The organism is Mesorhizobium sp. EU05-FHT14A09 (genome assembly GCF_058790995.1).
In genome coordinates, this window is the sequence record NZ_JBYTDF010000001.1 from 1,345,144 (window position 1) to 1,362,080 (window position 16,937).

Annotated in this window: 16 protein-coding genes; 10 read left to right on the forward strand and 6 right to left on the reverse strand. The window is 61.8% G+C overall.

The window, feature by feature from the left end:
* The first annotated feature begins 49 nt into the window (after positions 1-49).
* A complete protein-coding gene (gene phaZ, locus AC3WTO_RS06375) occupies positions 50-880 on the forward strand; it encodes a poly(3-hydroxyalkanoate) depolymerase (RefSeq protein WP_492459804.1) in 831 nt (276 codons plus the stop codon).
* Positions 881-898: 18 nt separating this feature from the next.
* Here phaZ and AC3WTO_RS06380 read toward each other — a convergent pair whose 3' ends face one another.
* The 3 genes from AC3WTO_RS06380 to AC3WTO_RS06390 form a co-directional block, all read right to left on the reverse strand.
* On the reverse strand, positions 899-1,939 hold the full coding sequence (locus tag AC3WTO_RS06380) for a zinc-dependent alcohol dehydrogenase family protein (protein ID WP_492459805.1): 1,041 nt from the start codon (positions 1,937-1,939) through the stop codon (positions 899-901).
* 152 nt (positions 1,940-2,091) lie between these two features.
* A complete protein-coding gene (maiA, locus tag AC3WTO_RS06385; protein WP_492459806.1) occupies positions 2,092-2,745 on the reverse strand; it encodes a maleylacetoacetate isomerase in 654 nt (217 codons plus the stop codon).
* A complete protein-coding gene (locus tag AC3WTO_RS06390) occupies positions 2,742-3,437 on the reverse strand; it encodes a fumarylacetoacetate hydrolase family protein (protein ID WP_492459807.1) in 696 nt (231 codons plus the stop codon). Before AC3WTO_RS06390 ends, maiA begins: the two co-directional genes overlap by 4 nt.
* Positions 3,438-3,669: 232 nt before the next feature.
* On the opposite strand from AC3WTO_RS06390, the gene AC3WTO_RS06395 reads away from it, so the two are divergent.
* A complete protein-coding gene (locus tag AC3WTO_RS06395; protein ID WP_492459808.1) occupies positions 3,670-4,353 on the forward strand; it encodes a response regulator in 684 nt (227 codons plus the stop codon).
* Between the two features lie 150 nt (positions 4,354-4,503).
* Here the strand turns inward: AC3WTO_RS06395 and AC3WTO_RS06400 are convergent, their stop codons facing one another.
* Both AC3WTO_RS06400 and AC3WTO_RS06405 read right to left on the reverse strand, forming a co-directional pair.
* Positions 4,504-5,838 (reverse strand): ATP-binding response regulator, encoded by a 1,335-nt coding sequence (locus AC3WTO_RS06400; RefSeq protein ID WP_492459809.1) that lies wholly within the window; start codon positions 5,836-5,838, stop codon positions 4,504-4,506.
* Between the two features lie 5 nt (positions 5,839-5,843).
* Positions 5,844-7,013, reverse strand: coding sequence for an FIST N-terminal domain-containing protein (locus AC3WTO_RS06405; RefSeq protein ID WP_492460054.1), 1,170 nt, complete (start codon positions 7,011-7,013; stop codon positions 5,844-5,846).
* Between the two features lie 256 nt (positions 7,014-7,269).
* On the opposite strand from AC3WTO_RS06405, the gene AC3WTO_RS06410 reads away from it, so the two are divergent.
* The 3 genes from AC3WTO_RS06410 (at position 7,270) to AC3WTO_RS06420 (ending at position 11,152) form a co-directional block, all read left to right on the forward strand.
* Positions 7,270-7,770, forward strand: coding sequence for a (2Fe-2S)-binding protein (locus AC3WTO_RS06410; RefSeq protein ID WP_492459810.1), 501 nt, complete (start codon positions 7,270-7,272; stop codon positions 7,768-7,770).
* Positions 7,771-7,895: 125 nt separating this feature from the next.
* Positions 7,896-10,238 (forward strand): xanthine dehydrogenase family protein molybdopterin-binding subunit, encoded by a 2,343-nt coding sequence (locus tag AC3WTO_RS06415; protein ID WP_492459811.1) that lies wholly within the window; start codon positions 7,896-7,898, stop codon positions 10,236-10,238.
* 104 nt (positions 10,239-10,342) lie between these two features.
* Positions 10,343-11,152, forward strand: a complete 810-nt coding sequence (locus tag AC3WTO_RS06420; RefSeq protein ID WP_492459812.1) for an FAD binding domain-containing protein — start codon at positions 10,343-10,345, stop codon at positions 11,150-11,152.
* Positions 11,153-11,203: 51 nt separating this feature from the next.
* On the opposite strand, the gene AC3WTO_RS06425 is transcribed toward AC3WTO_RS06420, so the two are convergent.
* Complete coding sequence (locus AC3WTO_RS06425) at positions 11,204-12,067, reverse strand: NmrA family NAD(P)-binding protein (RefSeq protein ID WP_492459813.1); 864 nt, start codon at positions 12,065-12,067, stop codon at positions 11,204-11,206.
* 217 nt (positions 12,068-12,284) lie between these two features.
* Here AC3WTO_RS06425 and AC3WTO_RS06430 point away from each other — a divergent pair, with 217 nt between their 5' ends.
* The 5 genes from AC3WTO_RS06430 to AC3WTO_RS06450 all read left to right on the forward strand — a co-directional run bounded on the left by AC3WTO_RS06430 (position 12,285) and on the right by AC3WTO_RS06450 (position 16,897).
* Positions 12,285-12,935, forward strand: coding sequence for a class I SAM-dependent methyltransferase (locus AC3WTO_RS06430; RefSeq protein WP_492459814.1), 651 nt, complete (start codon positions 12,285-12,287; stop codon positions 12,933-12,935).
* A 141-nt stretch (positions 12,936-13,076) separates the two neighbouring features.
* Positions 13,077-14,780, forward strand: coding sequence for an amidohydrolase (locus tag AC3WTO_RS06435; RefSeq protein WP_492459815.1), 1,704 nt, complete (start codon positions 13,077-13,079; stop codon positions 14,778-14,780).
* A 45-nt stretch (positions 14,781-14,825) separates the two neighbouring features.
* Positions 14,826-15,260 carry a GNAT family N-acetyltransferase gene (locus tag AC3WTO_RS06440; RefSeq protein ID WP_492459816.1) on the forward strand — a complete coding sequence of 145 codons (435 nt, stop codon included), beginning with the start codon at positions 14,826-14,828 and terminating at the stop codon, positions 15,258-15,260.
* A 129-nt stretch (positions 15,261-15,389) separates the two neighbouring features.
* Positions 15,390-16,766, forward strand: a complete 1,377-nt coding sequence (locus tag AC3WTO_RS06445; protein ID WP_492459817.1) for an L-lactate MFS transporter — start codon at positions 15,390-15,392, stop codon at positions 16,764-16,766.
* An 11-nt stretch (positions 16,767-16,777) separates the two neighbouring features.
* Positions 16,778-16,897, forward strand: a complete 120-nt coding sequence (locus AC3WTO_RS06450; RefSeq protein ID WP_492459818.1) for an MFS transporter small subunit — start codon at positions 16,778-16,780, stop codon at positions 16,895-16,897.
* The last annotated feature ends 40 nt before the right edge of the window (positions 16,898-16,937 follow it).

Below are 16,937 nucleotides of genomic sequence, written 5' to 3' on the forward strand. Positions count from 1 at the left end.
TTGCCCCGAGAGATCGCAAAAAACCTTGAAACGAACGGGGACGGACTGAATGGCGATGGCTGCAGGCAAGGCCAAGGCGGACGGCGCGATGGACATCAAGATGTTCGATGTCGACGGGCAGCTGCTGCGCGTCGGTATCCGTCACGGCAGTTCCAGTCGTCCGCCTCTGATGATGTTCAACGGCATCGGCGCCAATCTCGAACTGGCGGCCCCTTTCATGGCGGCGCTCGAAGACACGACCGGCATCATCTTCGATGTGCCGGGTGTCGGCGGTTCGCCCAACCCGACCTTTCCCTATCGGCCCTCGACGCTGGCGAGGCTCGGAAAACGCCTCGGTGAAATCCTCGGCCATGACCGGCTGGACGTTTCCGGCGTGTCGTGGGGCGGCGGGCTCGCCCAGCAGTTCGCCTTCCAGTACCCTTCGGTGTGCCGCAAGCTGATCCTGGCCGCCACCGCGCCCGGAATCACCATGGTGCCGGGCGCTCCCGCCGTGCTGTCGAAAATGGCGAGCCCGCGCCGCTATACCGATCCCGGCTACATGCGCTCGATCGCGGCGGAGATCTATGGCGGCGACTTCCGCAAGGATCCGACGCTGATCAACCGCCATGCGTCCGCCATGAAAGGCGCCTCGCAATACGGCTATTTCCTGCAGCTCTTCGCGATGAGCGGCTGGACCAGCCTGCCGTGGCTGTGGATGTTGCGGCAGCCAACGCTGATCATGGCCGGCACCGACGACCCGCTGGTGCCGGTGATCAATGCCAGGATGCTTCACACGATGATCGCCCGCTCGCGGCTCGAGTTGCTCGACGACGGTCACCTGTTCCTGGTGACCAAGCCGAAACAGTCGGCCGAGATGATCGAGGCCTTCCTGAGGGAATGACCGGCTTGATAGGCCGGATCAGAACTGCGTCACCACGCCGATGCCGGTGCCTTCGAAATTGCCCATCGCCATCAGTGCCGCCGGTGCCTCGTCGAGGCTGTAGGTCTTGCCGATCAACAGGTCGGGCCGCAGCTTGCCGGTCTTGATCATTTCCATCATCGCGCCATAGCGGAATGCCTGCATGCCGTGGCTGCCGCGGATCTCGAGTTCGTGGGCGATGATCTTGGCCATCGGCACCGCTGCCTTGGCGTGATCGCCGAGCATCAGTCCGACCTGCACGTGCCGGCCACGGCGGCGCAGGTTCGAAATCGAGTTGTACGAGGTGGTCGGATGGCCGAGCGCGTCCATCGACATATGCGCGCCGCCATTGGTGATCTGCTTCACCGCTTTCACCACATTGGGCGTCTCCGCCGCATTGATCGTGGCGACGGCGCCGAGTTTTCTCGCCAGCTCCAGTTTCTCCGCGGTGAGGTCGATCGCCACGACGTTGGCGCCCATGGCATTGGCGATCATGATCGCCGACAGGCCGACGCCGCCGCAGCCATGCACGGCCACCCATTCGCCGGGCGTGACGCGGCCCTGGTCGACGACGGCACGGAACGACGTCACGAAGCGGCAGCCGAGGCTGGCGGCGGTCGCGAAATCCATTTCCTCGGGGATGGCGACAAGATTGGTGTCGGCATGATCGATCGCGACATATTCGGCGTAGGAGCCCCATGCCGAGAAGCCGGGCTGGAACTGGTGCTCGCAGACCTGATGATTGCCGGAGGCGCATTCGAAACAATGGCCGCAGGCCGCCACGAAGGGCACGGTCACGCGCGCGCCTGCCTTCCAGTTATGCACCTGGCGACCCGCCGCCACAACGATGCCGGCGAGCTCGTGGCCTGGGACGTGCGGCAGGCGGATGTCGGGATCATGCCCCATCCAGCCGTGCCAGTCGCTGCGGCACAGCCCGGTCGCGGCGACTTTGATCACCACGCCGTCGGGCGAGGGAACCGGGTCCGGCACCGTACGCACGACCGGCGTTTCCCCGAATTTTTCGAACACCACGGCCTTCATCGGTAGTCTCCGTTCAAGGTCATTTTCTAGAGCGCCGCGCGTCCTTTCGGACGCGCAAAGGTCGCTCTAGCACTTTGAATTTGTGCATGATCCTTTCCGAAAATCGATTCTGATTTTCGGGATCATGCGTAAGGGCGGTGCAGCGAGCCGCTTCAGCTCTCCGCGTCGGGCTGGTTCTGTGGCGCCGCCTTTAAGAAGGCGGGCAGCGCCATGCAGGCGGCGTTGATGCGCGAGATGACCGGGTAAGGAGACATGTCGACGCCGAAACGCGCATTGTTGGCGACCTGGGCGACGAGGCAGATATCGGCAAGCCCTGGCGTTTCGCCATGGCAGAACGTTCCGGTTTGCAGCGACGAAGCCAACATCTTTTCAAGAGGTTGGAAGCCTTCATTGACCCAATGCCGAAACCAGTTGACGACATCCTCGTCGCCGGCGCCGAACACGGTGCGAAGGCTGGTCAGCACACGCAGGTTGTTCACCGGGTGGATATCGCAGGCGATCATCTGCGAGAGCATGCGCACGCGGGCGCGGCCGGCGGCATCCTTTGGCAGCAAGGGCGGCTCCGGCCTGATCTCGTCCAGGAATTCGATAATGGCGAGCGACTGCGTCAGCAAGGTGCCGTCGTCCCATATCAGCGCCGGCACCAGCCCCTGCGGGTTGACCGAGAGGTAGGCGGGCTCGAGATGTTCGCCGTGGCGCAGATGATGCGGCACATAGGTGTAGACGATGCCTTTCATCTCCAGCGCGATGCGCACGCGGTAAGAGGTCGAGGACCGGTAGTAGTTGTGCAGGACGATTTCACTCATCGCGCTTGCCCTATGGTGAGTTCGATTGTGCCGATGCCGTCGACACCGCCGCTGACGCGGTCACCTGCGACGAGCGGACCGACACCGGCTGGGGTGCCGGTGAAAATGAGATCGCCGGGCGCGAGTTCCACAGCTTCGCTGCAGATCGCCACAATGTCGGCGATCGGCCAGATCAGTTCCGCGAGATCGCCTTCCTGCTTGACCGTGCCGTTCACGGAGAGCCAGATCCGGCCCTTCCGGGGATGACCTGACCGCGCTGCTGGCAGCAGTGGCCCGCAAGGCGCCGAGAAGTCGAAGGCCTTGGCCCAATCCCAGGGGCGTGCAGCCTTTTTCGCTTCCTCCTGCAAATCGCGGCGGGTCAGATCGATGCCGACGCCATATCCCCAGACATGGTCGAGGGCCTCGCCGGCCGGGATGCGGAAGCCACCCTTGCCGATGGCCGCCACCAGTTCGATTTCATGGTGCAGGTTTTTCGTCAGAGCCGGATAGGGGATCGTCCGTCGCGAATCGACCACGGCATCGGCTGGCTTGGTGAAGAAGAAGGGCGGGTCGCGTTCGTCATTGCCGAGTTCGCGTGCGTGGGCGGCGTAGTTGCGGCCGACACAGAAGATGCGCCGCACAGGAAAGCGCTCGGCAGACCCGGCGATGGCGACCGATGGTGTCGACGGCGCCGGTATGGCGAATGCATTCATGCCTCATCCTTTCCTGCCGAAGCTCGGCACGTCGAACGCGCGCACATTCGGTTTTTTTGGGTTGGGGGGCAAGGCATCACATTTCCCAAATCGGGGTGTCTGCTGCGATCAACAGTTGATTGCGGCTGGCAGGCTGGCGTGAACCCTTTGCCAATGTACTATTGGCCAATGAACGGATCGTCGGTGCAGGCGTATTGTGCCCCCGACGACCGAGATCGGGGCAAGTGCGGCCATGAGTGCAGCGAGCGAAGTCGCAAGATTTCTGATTATCGACGATCATCCGCTGTTTCGGGAGGCACTGCACAGCGCCGTGCGCATGGCCTATCCGGAGGTCGACACCGTCGAGGCCCGTTCGATCGGCGAGGCGGTCGAACTGCTGGCCGAGGTTCGGCCGTTCGACCTTGCTTTGCTCGACCTGTCCATGCCGGATGTCCACGGTTTCGAGGGGCTGCTGCAGCTGCGCACGCGTTATCCCCACCTGCCAGTGGTGATCGTCTCCGGCTACGAAGACCCCAAGATCATTTCAGAGGCGCTATCCTACGGGGCCGCGGGTTTCATTCCGAAGTCGGTGCGCAAGGACGATCTGGCCGCGGCCATCCGCTCGGTGATGGAAGGCGCGATCTATGTGCCCGACACCTACACCGCCGAACCGCCGGACACGGAAAGCAGCGATCGCGCCGACATGGTGCAGCGGCTGTCGCGCCTGACCCCGCAGCAGCTGCGCGTCCTGCAGATGCTACGCCAGGGCATGCTGAACAAGCAGATCGCCTATGAGCTGCAGGTCGGCGAAACGACCGTGAAGGCGCATGTCTCCGAAATCCTGCGCAAGCTCAACGTCTACAGCCGCACGCAGGCGGTGATCGAAGTGTCGAAGCTGGACAATGCCGAATTGTTCCGGGATCAGCAGGGATTTTGAGAGGCAGTCGGCAATAGGCAGTCGGCAGTCGAAAAGCTGTGCCTGTCACAGGTGTTGCACGCGACCAAAAAGCGATAATTTCACTGCCGACTGCCGACTGCCGACTGCCGACTGCCGACTGCCGACTGCCGACTGCCGACTGCCGACTGCCTACGCCAACAAATGCGCCAGCAATGCGCGCAGCTGCGCCGGCTTCAGCGGCTTGCGCATGAACTCAATGCCGGCGGCGCGGGCTGCATTGACGACGCTCTCTGATGGGTCGGCCGTCACCAGCAGGGCGGGAACGGCGCGGCCGAGATAGTCGCGCACCTGTGACACCGTCATGGTGCCGAGGTCGCCGCCTTCCAGATGCTGGTCGGCAATGATGATGTCGGGCACCCAGTCGGTGTCGCCCAGCGCATCCAGAGCTTCGTCGGTCGAGGTCGCGGCCCGCACCGTGCATTGCCAGCGCTCCAGCAGCGAGGTCATGGCAGCCAGCACGTCGGCATCGTTTTCGACGAGCAGCACCTTGGTGCCGAAAAGGCCGTAGCCGGGCTGGCGCTCGGTCTCCACCGTGCCTGGCTCCGGAACCGAATGTGCGGAGACCGGCACGTCGATGTGGAAGATGGTGCCGCGCCCGACAGTGGAGGAGAAGGTGACGGGATGGCCGAGCGCGCCGGCCATGCGCCTGACGATGGCCAGTCCCAGGCCAAGGCCGCCGCTGGCCAGTTCGGCATCCGGCATGCGTGTACCGCGATGGAATTCCTCGAACACCGCCTCGCGCTGATCCTCGGGAATGCCGCAGCCGGTATCGGCGACGTCGATGCGGATGATGTTGCCGCGCTGGCGCGTGCCGACAAGCACGCCGCCCTGCCGGGTGTAGCGCAGCGCGTTGGACAGGATGTTCTGCAGGATCCGGCGCAGCAGCGTACGGTCGGACCGCACAGCGATCGCCACCGGGCGGAATCGCAACGACAGCCCCTTTGTTTCGGCGATCGGCTGGAAGTCGGAGCGCAATGCCGAAAACAGCGTTTCGAGATTGACGTCCGTCGTCTCTGGTTCGACCACGCCGGCATCCAGCTTGGAGATGTCGAGCAGCGTATGCAGCAGGTCTTCCATGGTCTGCAGCGAGCGCTCGACCTGACGAACCAGCTTGCGGCCTTCCTCGGAGGTCTGCACCTCCGCCAGTGCCGAGACCGACAAATGGGCGGCGTTCAACGGCTGCAGCACGTCATGGCTGGCCGCCGCCAGGAACCGGGTCTTGGAGAGATTGGCGTGTTCGGCGCTTTCCTTGGCGACCGAAAGCGCCATGTTCGACTGTTCCAGCCGGCGCAGCGTGGCATGCAGTTCCTCGGTGCGCATGCGCACCCTGTTCTCCAGCGAGATCGCGGTCTGGAACAGCGAAAACGCGTTGCCCTGCTGATCCATGGAGCGTTCGACGCGGCTGACCAGGGCCGCGTTGATCTTCTTGAGCCGCTCGATGTCCTGGATGTCGTTGAGTGGCATCCAGCTTACTCTGCCGCCTGCGGGTACCCGAAGGCGATGCCGGTGAAGGTCTGGTTGAGATGCATGGAGCGGTATTGTTCGCCATACGTGCCGAACCCGATCACCTTGTTGGCGCGGTAGAGTTCCGAAATATCCCGGAACACCTGGCGGTTGCGGGCATCGAGCCTGCGCAGGACGCAGTCGAAGCCGAGGATCATGTCGATGGCACCGAGTTTTTCCTCGACATCCTTGAGCGTGGCCTTGGTGGTCTCGACCATGCCCAGCGGCTGGGCAACGGACAGCACGACGCCGTCGTCGATGGCGCAGAAGAACGACAGCGAGCCATCCGCGTTCATCTTCTGGATCGAGCGGCAGTAATACTCACCGCCCACCTTGACCACCACCGGATGCGAGGCGAAGGAGAACGGCGTCAGCGTCTGCTGCACGATGCCGACGGAGGCCGCATATTCGGTGGCTGCGATATCGGCGTTGAATTCGCGCACGATGCGATGATCGGGGTCCGATGCCGTCACGACCAGCTTTTCGTCTGTCGGCACGAAATTGTCGGTCTTGAAGACATGGAACGGAATGGTCGTGGCGATCAGCACGACGATCGCGCTGTCGGAGGCGACATGACCATTGCTGATCAGCGTGGTGGTCTCGAATTTGAGGTCGTCGCCGGCCGAACCGCCCAGCAACGGGATGTCGTCCAACCCCCAGTGGATTGCCGAGGTGACGGCCTCCTCGGCGTAGGACAGGCCATCGATGAAACAGAGCGCGAAGACGTTGCCAGTACGCGCATATTTGCTCGTGGCGCGCAGCGTGCGACGCAGCACCTCGACTTCACCAGTGATGCCATCCATTGCCGAGGTCGACAGGTCCTGCACCATGGCGCTGGCGACAGTGAAGGTGGCCGAGGGGAGCAGCATCGCCAGCATGTGGCCTTCTTCCAGCCCTTCCGGCGTGATCTCCCCGGCGGTCGAGCAGGCAGCGTAGGCGAGGGACGGGGCTTGGCGTTTCAGCGCCGCCGCGAGCGTTGGCGCATCGATCAGGCTCTGCGAGAAAAACAGCAGCATGAAGCCGGCGCCGATCGCATCGGCTTCCCGGGCGATTTCAGCCGCAAAATGTTCCGCATCGGGCTCGCTTGAAGTGAGCGCCGACAGGCCGCACGCATAGCGCGTCCGCGAAGCGACCAGCTTTTCCTCCCAATTCTGTCGGCGCTCCTCAACGCCGTCCTTATTGTTGCAATAGGCCTCCGCAATTGGCAATGGGCGCGTCCCCTGAGCCACGACCGAAAGTACAATATACGGCGTATTGGGCGGACTGCATTCTCGCAAAATGGAGATGTTGGGAGCAAAATTCCAAGCGATTCCAGAACACAAGAATAACGGTCTGCCGGTCCGTCCGGAGGAAGCCGGCAGTCTACCGAGGTTGAACACCCAGGGAGGCTTCATGTCGGACATTTCGTTGACCGTGAACGGCAGACAGGTGCGCGCCACCGTCGAGGACCGCACGCTTCTGGTTCACTTTCTACGCGAACAGCAAGGACTTACCGGCACGCATGTCGGTTGCGATACCTCGCAATGTGGCGCCTGCGTCGTCCATGTCGATGGCAAGGCCGTTAAATCCTGCTCGATGCTGGCTGCGCAAGCCTCCGGTTCGACCGTCGTGACCATCGAGGGTATCGCCAATGGCGCGGATCTGCACCCTGTACAGGCTGCCTTCAAGGAACATCACGGCTTGCAGTGCGGTTTCTGCACACCGGGCATGATCATGACCGCGACCGACATGATCGCGCGCCATCCCGAAGGATTGGACGAAGCGACCGTCCGCGCGGAACTTGAAGGCAACATCTGTCGCTGCACCGGATATCACAACATCGTCAAAGCGATACTGGCTGCTTCTCAAGCGATGTCGAAGGCCTCCAAGCCGAAAGCGAAGAAGGCGGCCTGAGCCGCGACAAGGCGAACAACCGGCGGGCAGTCTGCCTATCGTTGCGAAGCCGACCAGGGACTTGGCGCGCAACGCGACTGAACCGACCAGAATGAATCACTTCAAGGTTCCGGAGGAGAATTTTGATGGGTATGGAAGGAATTGGCGCTCGCGTCACACGCAAGGAAGACAAGCGCTTCATCACCGGCGCCGGCCGTTATGTCGACGACATGGTTGTGCCCGGCATGAAGCATGCCGTTTTCGTGCGCAGCCCGCACGCTCATGCGCAGATCAAGAAGATCGACGTCAAGCAGGCGCAGGCCATGCCGGGCGTCATCGCCGTTCTGACCGGCAAGGAACTGAAGGCCGACGGCATCGGCAACCTCATATGCGGCTGGATGATCCATTCCAAGGATGGCTCTCCGATGAAGATGGGCGCATGGTCGCCGCTGGCTTTCGACCGGGTTCGCTATGTCGGCGACGCGGTGGCGATCGTGATCGCCGACACCAAAGGCGAAGCACGAGACGCAGCCGAGGCGGTCGAGGTCACCTACAAGGAATTGAAAGCTGTCGTCGATGCGGCGAAGGCCCTGGAGAAGGGCGCACCGCAACTGCATCCCGAGGCTGACGGCAACCTCATCTTCGACTGGGAGATCGGTGACGCCAAGGCGACCGATGCCGCAATCAAGGCGGCGCACCACGTCACCCGCATGAAGATCATCAACAACCGCCTTGTCCCCAATGCCATGGAGCCGCGCGCGGCGCTCGGGCACTATGACAAGGGCGAGGATCACTATACCTGCTGGACGACGTCGCAGAACCCGCATGTCGCCCGTCTGGTGATGAGCGCCTTCTACAATGTCGCGCCGGAAAACAAGCTGCGCGTCATCGCTCCCGATGTCGGCGGCGGTTTCGGCTCCAAGATCTTCATCTATCCGGAAGAAGTCGTCTGCCTGTGGGCATCCAAGAAGGCCGGTGTGCCGGTGAAGTGGGTAGCCGACCGTACCGAAAGCTTCCTGACTGATGCGCATGGCCGCGACCATCACTCGACGGTGGAAATGGCGTTCGACAAGAACAACCGCATCACCGGCCTGAAGGTCGACACCATCGCCAATCTCGGCGCGTACATGTCGCTCTTCTCGTCCTCGGTGCCGACCTATCTCTACGCCACGCTGTTGTCGGGCCAGTACAACATCCCGGCCATCCACGCCAATGTGCGCACGGTCTACACCAACACGGCGCCGGTCGATGCCTATCGTGGGGCGGGGCGACCGGAAGCGACCTACCTGGTCGAGCGCACCATCGAAACGGCTGCGCGCGAACTCGGTGTTTCTCCGGCGGAACTGCGGCGTGCCAATTTCATCACGCAGTTCCCGCATCAGACGCCGGTGATCATGTGTTATGACGCCGGCGACTACGGCGCTTCGCTTGACGCGGCCATGAAGGCTGCCGACTACGCCGGCTTCACCAAGCGGCGCGACAAGGCCAAGAAGGCAGGCAAGCTGCGTGGCATCGGCATGAGCTGCTACATCGAGGCCTGTGGCATCGCGCCATCGGCGGCGGTCGGCTCTTTGGGGGCGGGCGTCGGACTCTGGGAGTCCGCAGAAGTGCGGGTCAACGCAGTTGGCACCATCGAAGTGCTGACCGGGTCGCACAGCCACGGCCAGGGCCACGAGACCACTTTCGCGCAACTGGTCGCCGGCCGTTTCGGCGTACCGATCGACTCCATCAGCATCGTGCATGGTGACACCGACAAGGTGCAGATGGGCATGGGCACTTACGGGTCGCGCTCCGGCGCGGTTGGCATGAGCGCCATCGTCAAGGCGCTCGACAAGGTGGAGGCCAAGGCCAAGAAGATCGCGGCGCATCTCCTGGAAGCCGACGAGGGCGATATCGTCATCGAAAACGGTGCACTGAAAGTGGCCGGAACCGACAAGAACGTGCCGTGGTTCCAGATGGCGCTGGCAGCCTACACCGCTCACAATCTGCCGAGCGGCATGGAGGCGGGCCTCAAGGAAACCGCTTTCTATGATCCGACCAACTTCACCTTCCCGGCGGGCTGCTACATCTGCGAACTCGAGGTCGATCCGGAAACCGGTCTCACCGAGATCATCCAGTTCGTGGCGGCAGACGATTTCGGCAACATCATCAACCCGATGATTGTCGAGGGGCAGGTGCATGGCGGCATCGCTCAAGGCGTCGGCCAGGCTTTGCTTGAAGGCGCGTTCTATGATGCCAGTGGCCAGCTGCTGACGGCGAGCTACATGGACTACACCATGCCGCGCGCCGGCGACCTGCCGTCCTTCAAGGTCTCGACCTCAAACACGCCGTGTCCCGGCAATCCTCTCGGCATCAAGGGCTGCGGCGAAGCCGGTGCCATCGGCTCGCCTCCCGCGGTGATCAATGCGCTTACCGATGCGCTTGGCATCGCCGACTTCACCATGCCGGCCTCGCCCTCCAGGGTGTGGGCGGCGGCGCAGAAACACTGAGATGGCAGTGGGGAGTAGGCAATAGGCAGTCGGAACGACTTCACCCGATTGCCGACTGCCTATTGCCGACTGCCCTGTCGAAATCTCTCTGAGGAGAACGAGCCATGTACTCCGTCAACTACCATCGCGCCAATTCCGTCGCGGATGCGGTGAAACTGCTGAAGACCGGTGATGCCAAGCTGCTCTCGGGTGGCATGACGTTGATCCCGGCCATGAAGACCCGGCTGGCGGCGCCGTCGGATCTGGTAGATGTGTCGAGGATCGTAGCGCTGAAGGGCGTCAAGGTCAGCGGCAAGACCGTTACCATCGGTGCTGCCACCACGCATTACGAGGTCTCCACCGACGCCAAGCTGCAGAAGGCCTGTCCGGCGCTGGCCGAACTTGCTTCGATGATAGGCGATCCCGCCGTGCGCCATCGCGGCACCATCGGTGGCTCGATCGCCAACAACGATCCGGCGGCCGACTATCCAGCCGCCATGGTGGCGCTGGCAGCGACGATCGTTACCAACAAGCGCGAGATCGCTGCCGACAGGTTCTTCAAGGGCCTGTTCGAAACCGTGCTCAAGGATGGCGAGGTCGTTACGGCCGTCACTTTCACCGCACCAGCCAAGGCGGCCTACCAGAAGTTCCGCAACCCGGCCTCACGCTATGCGATCGTCGGTGTGTTCGTGGCCAAGGGCAAGGCGACCGGCAAGGACGACGTGCGTGTTGCCGTCACCGGGGCCGGAGACAATGGTGTCTTTCGCGCCAAGACGATCGAGGCTGCCCTGGCCAAGTCGTTTGAGCCGGCGGTGGTCGCCAGCGCCAAGATATCGGCTGACAACCTGATGACGGACATCCATGCCTCGGCCGACTATCGGGCAAACCTGATCAGCGTCATGGCCAAACGCGCCGTCGCGGCCGCCAACGGCTGAGGGAATGTGCATTGTCGAAAGGGATAAGGAGCCGAAAGGCTCTTTTTCCTTTCAATGGGTCTGGTTCACCAAGCCACCAACATAGTCTCGCAATGTGGTCGGCCCGCGTTCGATGATACCGGGTTCTGCGGCAGCTTCGTCGACCACGGTTCCCGTCATGCAGGCATAGGACTGTGCGGCGGGCTTGGAAAATCCGAACTGCTCAAAGGTTTCCACCCATCTTTCGCGCGGAATGACCTCGACTTCGACCGGCATGGCAAGGGTTTCGGAAAAGGCGTTGGCGACGTCACGCGGCGTGTAGCGCTGTGGGCCTTCGACATATTTGAGCTCAGTATTCTCAATTGGGCCGATCAGTCGATTAGCTGCAGCTTCACCCAGGTCCTGAGGCGCCACCATCGGAATGGAAAGGTCCGCCGGCAGGAAGCTTGGCAACCTGCCGCTGGCGCGGATGGCGTCGAGCATGCCGCCCCAGTTGCTCATGTAATAGGCGCCGCGATTAACGGCTGCTGCAATGGATTGTTTGCTGAGCGCCACTTCGAATTCGTACAGGACTGTCAGGTCTCCACACCGCTCGCCAGGTCTGGCGCCATAGGTCGATGCCACGACCAGTTTCTCCAGCCCCGAACCTTCGAGCGCCATCACGATCGCGGCGAGATTGGTGCGTTCTTCCTTGTCGGTGTCGGTTGAGGGAGCGGCCGGCGGATTGAGGATGAATGCACGTCTGCCGCTGCGGAACACCTGGCGCAGTCCATCGCTGTCGCGAATATCGGCCACAACGATCCGCGCCCCGGCTGCCTTGAGGTCTACAGCGTGATCGGCATCGCGCGTGATCACGGTGACGGATTCACCGCGTTTCAGCAGTGCTCGAGCAACCGATGAGCCGACCTGGCCTGTTCCGCCCAGAATGATGTGCATGGTGTTTCTCCCGTTCCGACCCGGCAAGGATAAGGGAAGATCTTGTCGGAACGTGTCAGCAGAGTGCCGGTTCCTTTGTCTCTGTTGCGAGACAAACGGGTTATTCTCACAGCACCTCGATGGTCTTTTCAAAAGATATGATCGCCGACGCAATGTTCAGGCAATGCAAGTGCCTTTCATGAACGGTAGCCGACAGCTGCATGGGGGAGCATTCAGCATGAGCATTGCGAACGACGCCCGCTTCTGGGACCGGAGTTCGCGCAACTATGCCAAATCCGCGATTGCCGATGAGGACGGATACCTGCGAACACTCGAGCGGACGCGTTCGCTGCTCGCTTCGGACGATCTTGTGCTTGAGCTGGGATGTGGCACGGGAACGACTGCATTGCAGCTGGCCGGCGGCGTGAAGGGCTATCTGGCGACAGATTTTTCGCCTGCCATGATCGCGATCGCCCAGGAAAAACATGTGGCAACGCCAATCCCCGGGCTCGAATTCCGGACGACGACGGCCGAGGATGTGGGCGCCGACGTCGGATTGTTCAACGCGGTTCTCGGCTTCAACTATCTCCATCTCGTGCGCGACCTGCCTGGCACGCTGCGCAGCATCCACGGCATGCTTATCCCGAATGGAGTGTTCATTTCCAAGACGCCTTGCCTTGGCGACATGAATCCGCTGATCCACCTTGCGCTTCTGCCGGCGATGCGCCTGATCGGCAAGGCGCCATATGCCGGCGCTTTCAGCACCAAGGAACTCGGTCTCTGCATCGCGCTCGCTGGCTTCGAGATCCTTGCCGTCGAGAACCATGCTGCCAAGGGCGATGACAAGCGCCCTTACATCGTGGCGCGCAAGACGAGCATCGGACGATGAACGCAGGCCGACCCAATTCGCCGGAGCTGCCGGTTACGTGTTGTGCCAATGGATTGGCGACGCTTCGGCCCAGCCTGTCTGCTTGACCAGGTTTCATCGCTGGATAGGGTTCTGGACATCGTGCTGTCGGGAGAGACCATCATGTCCGTCATCAAAAGGCGGTTCATCGCCTGCGCGTTCGCATTTGTTGCAGGCGTATCGGCCGCACACGCCGAAAGTCAGACGCTGGTGTTGCGCGGCGCGCGCGTCCTGACCATGGATGACAGGAAACCGGAAGCGAAGTCGGTGGCCATCGTCGATGGCCGTATCGCCGCTGTCGGTTCGGCCGACGACGTGGCACCCTTCCTGGAAGGAGCGACGATCTACGATTTGCCAGACCAAGCATTGGTGCTGCCTGGATTCCAGGATTCGCACAATCATCTGATCTGGAGCGCCACCGAACTGGAGGATATCAACCTCAGCAGTGTCACAGACGAAGCCGGGCTGCGCGCAGCAATCGAAAAAGGCGTGGCGAATTTGCCGGTCGACGCATGGATTCGCGCCAGCATGTGGAATCCCACGGCGCTGTCGAATGCCTCAGCTTCGGCTCTCGATGCCGTCACTGGTTCGCGCCCCGCTTTTGTCGTTGCTGCCGACAGCCACTCCGCATGGGTCAACACGGCGGCATTGAAGGCCGCAGGTATAACAAGCAGTACCAAGGCGCCCGATGGTGGCCGCATCGAGGTCGACGCCCAGGGAAATCCGACAGGGCTGTTGCGCGAAAGCGCCATGTCTCTCGTCGGCGATCTGTTGCCGGATTATCCCGACAGCCAAGTTGATGCCGGCCTGGCGAAGTCGATGGCCGAGGCCGAAAGCTACGGCATCACTGCGATCATCGATCCCGCCGCCAAAGAATGGATGCTGCGTGGTTATCAGCGCGCCGACAAGGCCGGCAAGCTCGACATGCGCGTCAAGGCAGCAGTGCAGATCGAGGCAAGTGAGGGAGCCAGCAACGGCGTTGCCAAGGTGCTGGACTACAAGGCTCGATATGCCTCGCCGCATCTCGAGGTCAACGCCGCCAAACTTTTTGTCGATGGTGTCATCGAAACCGGAACCGCCGCCTTGATCGAAGCCTATGTTGGCTCCAATCAGGCTGGCGATCTTCTGTTCACACTTGATCAGATGAAGGAGATCGCTGTTGCAGCTGACAAAGCCGGACTGCAACTGCACGCGCATGCAATCGGTGACCGCGCTGTCCGTGCTGCCCTGGACGCATATGAAGCAGCTCAAGCAGCCAACGGCTACCGCGACAGTCGCCATCAGATTACCCATCTCGAACTTGTCGATGCCGCAGACATACCGCGTTTCAAGTCGCTCGGTGTTCTGGCCAATATCCAGGCGTTGTGGGCTTATCCCGACACTTACATCGTCACTTTGACCGAACCAAAGATCGGACCGGAGCGCTCACAGCAACTCTACCCGTTCGGAGCGTTGAAAAAGGCGGGTGCGACCCTGGTCGGCTCCAGTGACTGGAGCGTGTCGTCGATGAATCCGCTTGAGGCCATTCAGACTGCCGTGACGCGCCAGGACATTGCGGATCCCAAAGGGCGCGTTCTGACGCCACAGCATCGATTGGAAGTCATGGACATGCTGGAAGCTTACACCGTCAACGGCGCCTATGCGGTTTTTGACGAGGCGCAATCGGGTACGCTTGCGATTGGCAAGCGTGCCGACATCGTGATTCTGGATCGCGATGTAACCAAGATTCCGGCCACCGAGATCGCCACGACGAAGGTGTTGGCCACCGTGATTGATGGCAAGCCTGTCTACAAAAGCGACAAGCTGCCTCAGCCGGTTTCGCCATGATCGCAAAACATCGCGTCGACCAGCTGTCGAAGGCGGACAGCGCGCATGAGATCTGACCGAGCGCTAAGAACCATCCGCGCGGAAAACCGGCATATCGGCTGGCTGTTGGCACAGGATCTTCACGTGCCTGAGCCGTGGGTGAGGCGCTGCCTTGCACATGGTGAGTACATCGTCGCGGAACAGGATGGTGAGCCGGTCGGGTTCCTGCGCTTCAGTTGGTTCTGGGGATCGATCCCATTCATGGACCTCATCATGGTGCTTGCGGACCGCCAGCGTTCCGGCATCGGCACCGCGCTGTTCCGGCACTGGGAAACGGCGATGCGGGATGCGGGGGCAAGCCTGCTGATGACCTCGTCGCAAAGCGACGAAGCCGAGCCGCAGGCCTGGCATCACAGGAACGGTTTTCGCGATGCCGGCAGCCTCTTGTTCGGGCATTTGCAGACCGTGCCGGAGGTGTTTCTCGTCAAGGATCTGCGGTAGACCGAGGGTCCGCAGCGCCCGCTATATTAGTCTTGCCGAAATTAGACATTGGTAGTGGAGGGGGCATTCGCCGTTGCTTGCTCCCGCCGCAGTTCTATCCTCCCCCGCGAACGATGAGGGAGGAGTGAGATGCAGGCCAGGACAGAAGCCTCGGGCAACTGGCTCGATCGCGCGCATACAGTCGCCGAACCCGGGTTCAACCGCTGGCTGGTGCCTCCAGCTGCGCTTTGCATTCATTTGTGTATCGGCCAGGCCTATGCCTTCAGCGTGTTTAATCTGCCGATGTCCAAGCTTATCGGCATTACGGAGTCGGCACCCGACGACTGGAAGCTGACCAGCCTTGGCTGGATTTTTTCGATCGCGATCGCTTTCCTCGGTATTGCCGCCGCCTTTGGCGGTGGTTGGCTGGATCGGGTCGGGCCACGCAAGGCGATGGCGCTCGCCGCCTGCTGCTTCGGTGGCGGCTTCCTCATTTCCGCGCTCGGCGTCTATCTGCACCAGCTCTGGATCATCTATCTGGGCTATGGCGTCATCGGCGGTATCGGGCTGGGTCTCGGCTATATCTCTCCGGTGAAGACCTTGATCACCTGGTTTCCGGACCGGCCTGGCATGGCGACGGGCATGGCGATCATGGGGTTTGGCGGCGGTGCCTTCATCGCGTCACCGCTTTCGGTCTATCTGATGAAGCTGTTTTCCACCGACAGCCATGTCGGTGTCGCCGAAACGTTCCTGGTACTGGGTATCGTCTATTTCATCTTCATGATGATCGGCGCCACGCTGGTGCGAGTGCCGCCGAATGGCTGGAGGCCTGCCGGCTGGAGCCCGCCGGTGAAGCAAAGCGCGATGATAACGAGCGCCAATGTGCATCTGGACGATGCATTGAAGACGCCGCAGTTCTGGCTGCTGTGGGGCGTTCTGTGCCTCAATGTCACTGCGGGCATCGGCGTGCTGGGACAGGCATCTGCGATGAGCCAGGAAATGTTCCCGGGCCGAATTTCACCAGCCGCTGCCGCGGGTTTCGTCGGCCTGCTGTCGATCTTCAACATGCTGGGTCGCTTCTTCTGGGCATCGACGAGCGATTTCATTGGCCGCAAAACCACTTACGCCATCTTCTTCCTGCTTGGCGTCGTGCTCTACGCCGTGGTGCCATGGACAGGCCATACGGGCAGCATCTTCCTGTTCGTGCTGTTCTACGGGGTTATCCTGTCGATGTATGGCGGAGGCTTCGCCACCATTCCTGCCTATCTGCGTGATGTGTTCGGCGTGCGTTATGTCGGCGCGATCCATGGGCGCCTGCTGACGGCCTGGTCGGTTGCCGGGGTGCTGGGACCGGTGCTGGTCAACTACATCCGCCAGTACCAGATCGACAGCGGCGTGGCGAAAGCCGACGCCTACACGGTCACCATGTACATCATGGCTGGGCTGCTGGTTGTCGGTTTTGTGCTCAATCTTTTGATGCGGCCCGTCAACGAGCGCTTTCACATGAAAGTCGAGCAGCCAGCTTGAAGGAGGACGACATGGCCAATGAAACACAAGGCAATCCGATCAAGCTGGTGCTCGCCTGGTTGCTGGTCGGTATCCCGCTGGCGTGGGGATTCCTGATGACGCTGGCCAGCGCCTTGCCGCTGTTCCAATGACGTTCGAAGGGGCGCGGTTCGGTCGACCCGCGTCTTTTTG

Bases quoted from the DNA above. Each gene is read 5' to 3' on its own strand.
- phaZ (WP_492459804.1), top strand. From the start codon at position 50: ATGGCGATGGCTGCAGGCAAGGCCAAGGCGGACGGCGCGATGGACATC.
- AC3WTO_RS06380 (WP_492459805.1), bottom strand. From the start codon at position 1,939: ATGAAGGCCGTGGTGTTCGAAAAATTCGGGGAAACGCCGGTCGTGCGT.
- maiA (WP_492459806.1), bottom strand. From the start codon at position 2,745: ATGAGTGAAATCGTCCTGCACAACTACTACCGGTCCTCGACCTCTTAC.
- AC3WTO_RS06390 (WP_492459807.1), bottom strand. From the start codon at position 3,437: ATGAATGCATTCGCCATACCGGCGCCGTCGACACCATCGGTCGCCATC.
- AC3WTO_RS06395 (WP_492459808.1), top strand. From the start codon at position 3,670: ATGAGTGCAGCGAGCGAAGTCGCAAGATTTCTGATTATCGACGATCAT.
- AC3WTO_RS06400 (WP_492459809.1), bottom strand. From the start codon at position 5,838: ATGCCACTCAACGACATCCAGGACATCGAGCGGCTCAAGAAGATCAAC.
- AC3WTO_RS06410 (WP_492459810.1), top strand. From the start codon at position 7,270: ATGTCGGACATTTCGTTGACCGTGAACGGCAGACAGGTGCGCGCCACC.
- AC3WTO_RS06415 (WP_492459811.1), top strand. From the start codon at position 7,896: ATGGGTATGGAAGGAATTGGCGCTCGCGTCACACGCAAGGAAGACAAG.
- AC3WTO_RS06420 (WP_492459812.1), top strand. From the start codon at position 10,343: ATGTACTCCGTCAACTACCATCGCGCCAATTCCGTCGCGGATGCGGTG.
- AC3WTO_RS06425 (WP_492459813.1), bottom strand. From the start codon at position 12,067: ATGCACATCATTCTGGGCGGAACAGGCCAGGTCGGCTCATCGGTTGCT.
- AC3WTO_RS06430 (WP_492459814.1), top strand. From the start codon at position 12,285: ATGAGCATTGCGAACGACGCCCGCTTCTGGGACCGGAGTTCGCGCAAC.
- AC3WTO_RS06435 (WP_492459815.1), top strand. From the start codon at position 13,077: ATGTCCGTCATCAAAAGGCGGTTCATCGCCTGCGCGTTCGCATTTGTT.
- AC3WTO_RS06440 (WP_492459816.1), top strand. From the start codon at position 14,826: ATGAGATCTGACCGAGCGCTAAGAACCATCCGCGCGGAAAACCGGCAT.
- AC3WTO_RS06445 (WP_492459817.1), top strand. From the start codon at position 15,390: ATGCAGGCCAGGACAGAAGCCTCGGGCAACTGGCTCGATCGCGCGCAT.
- AC3WTO_RS06450 (WP_492459818.1), top strand. From the start codon at position 16,778: ATGGCCAATGAAACACAAGGCAATCCGATCAAGCTGGTGCTCGCCTGG.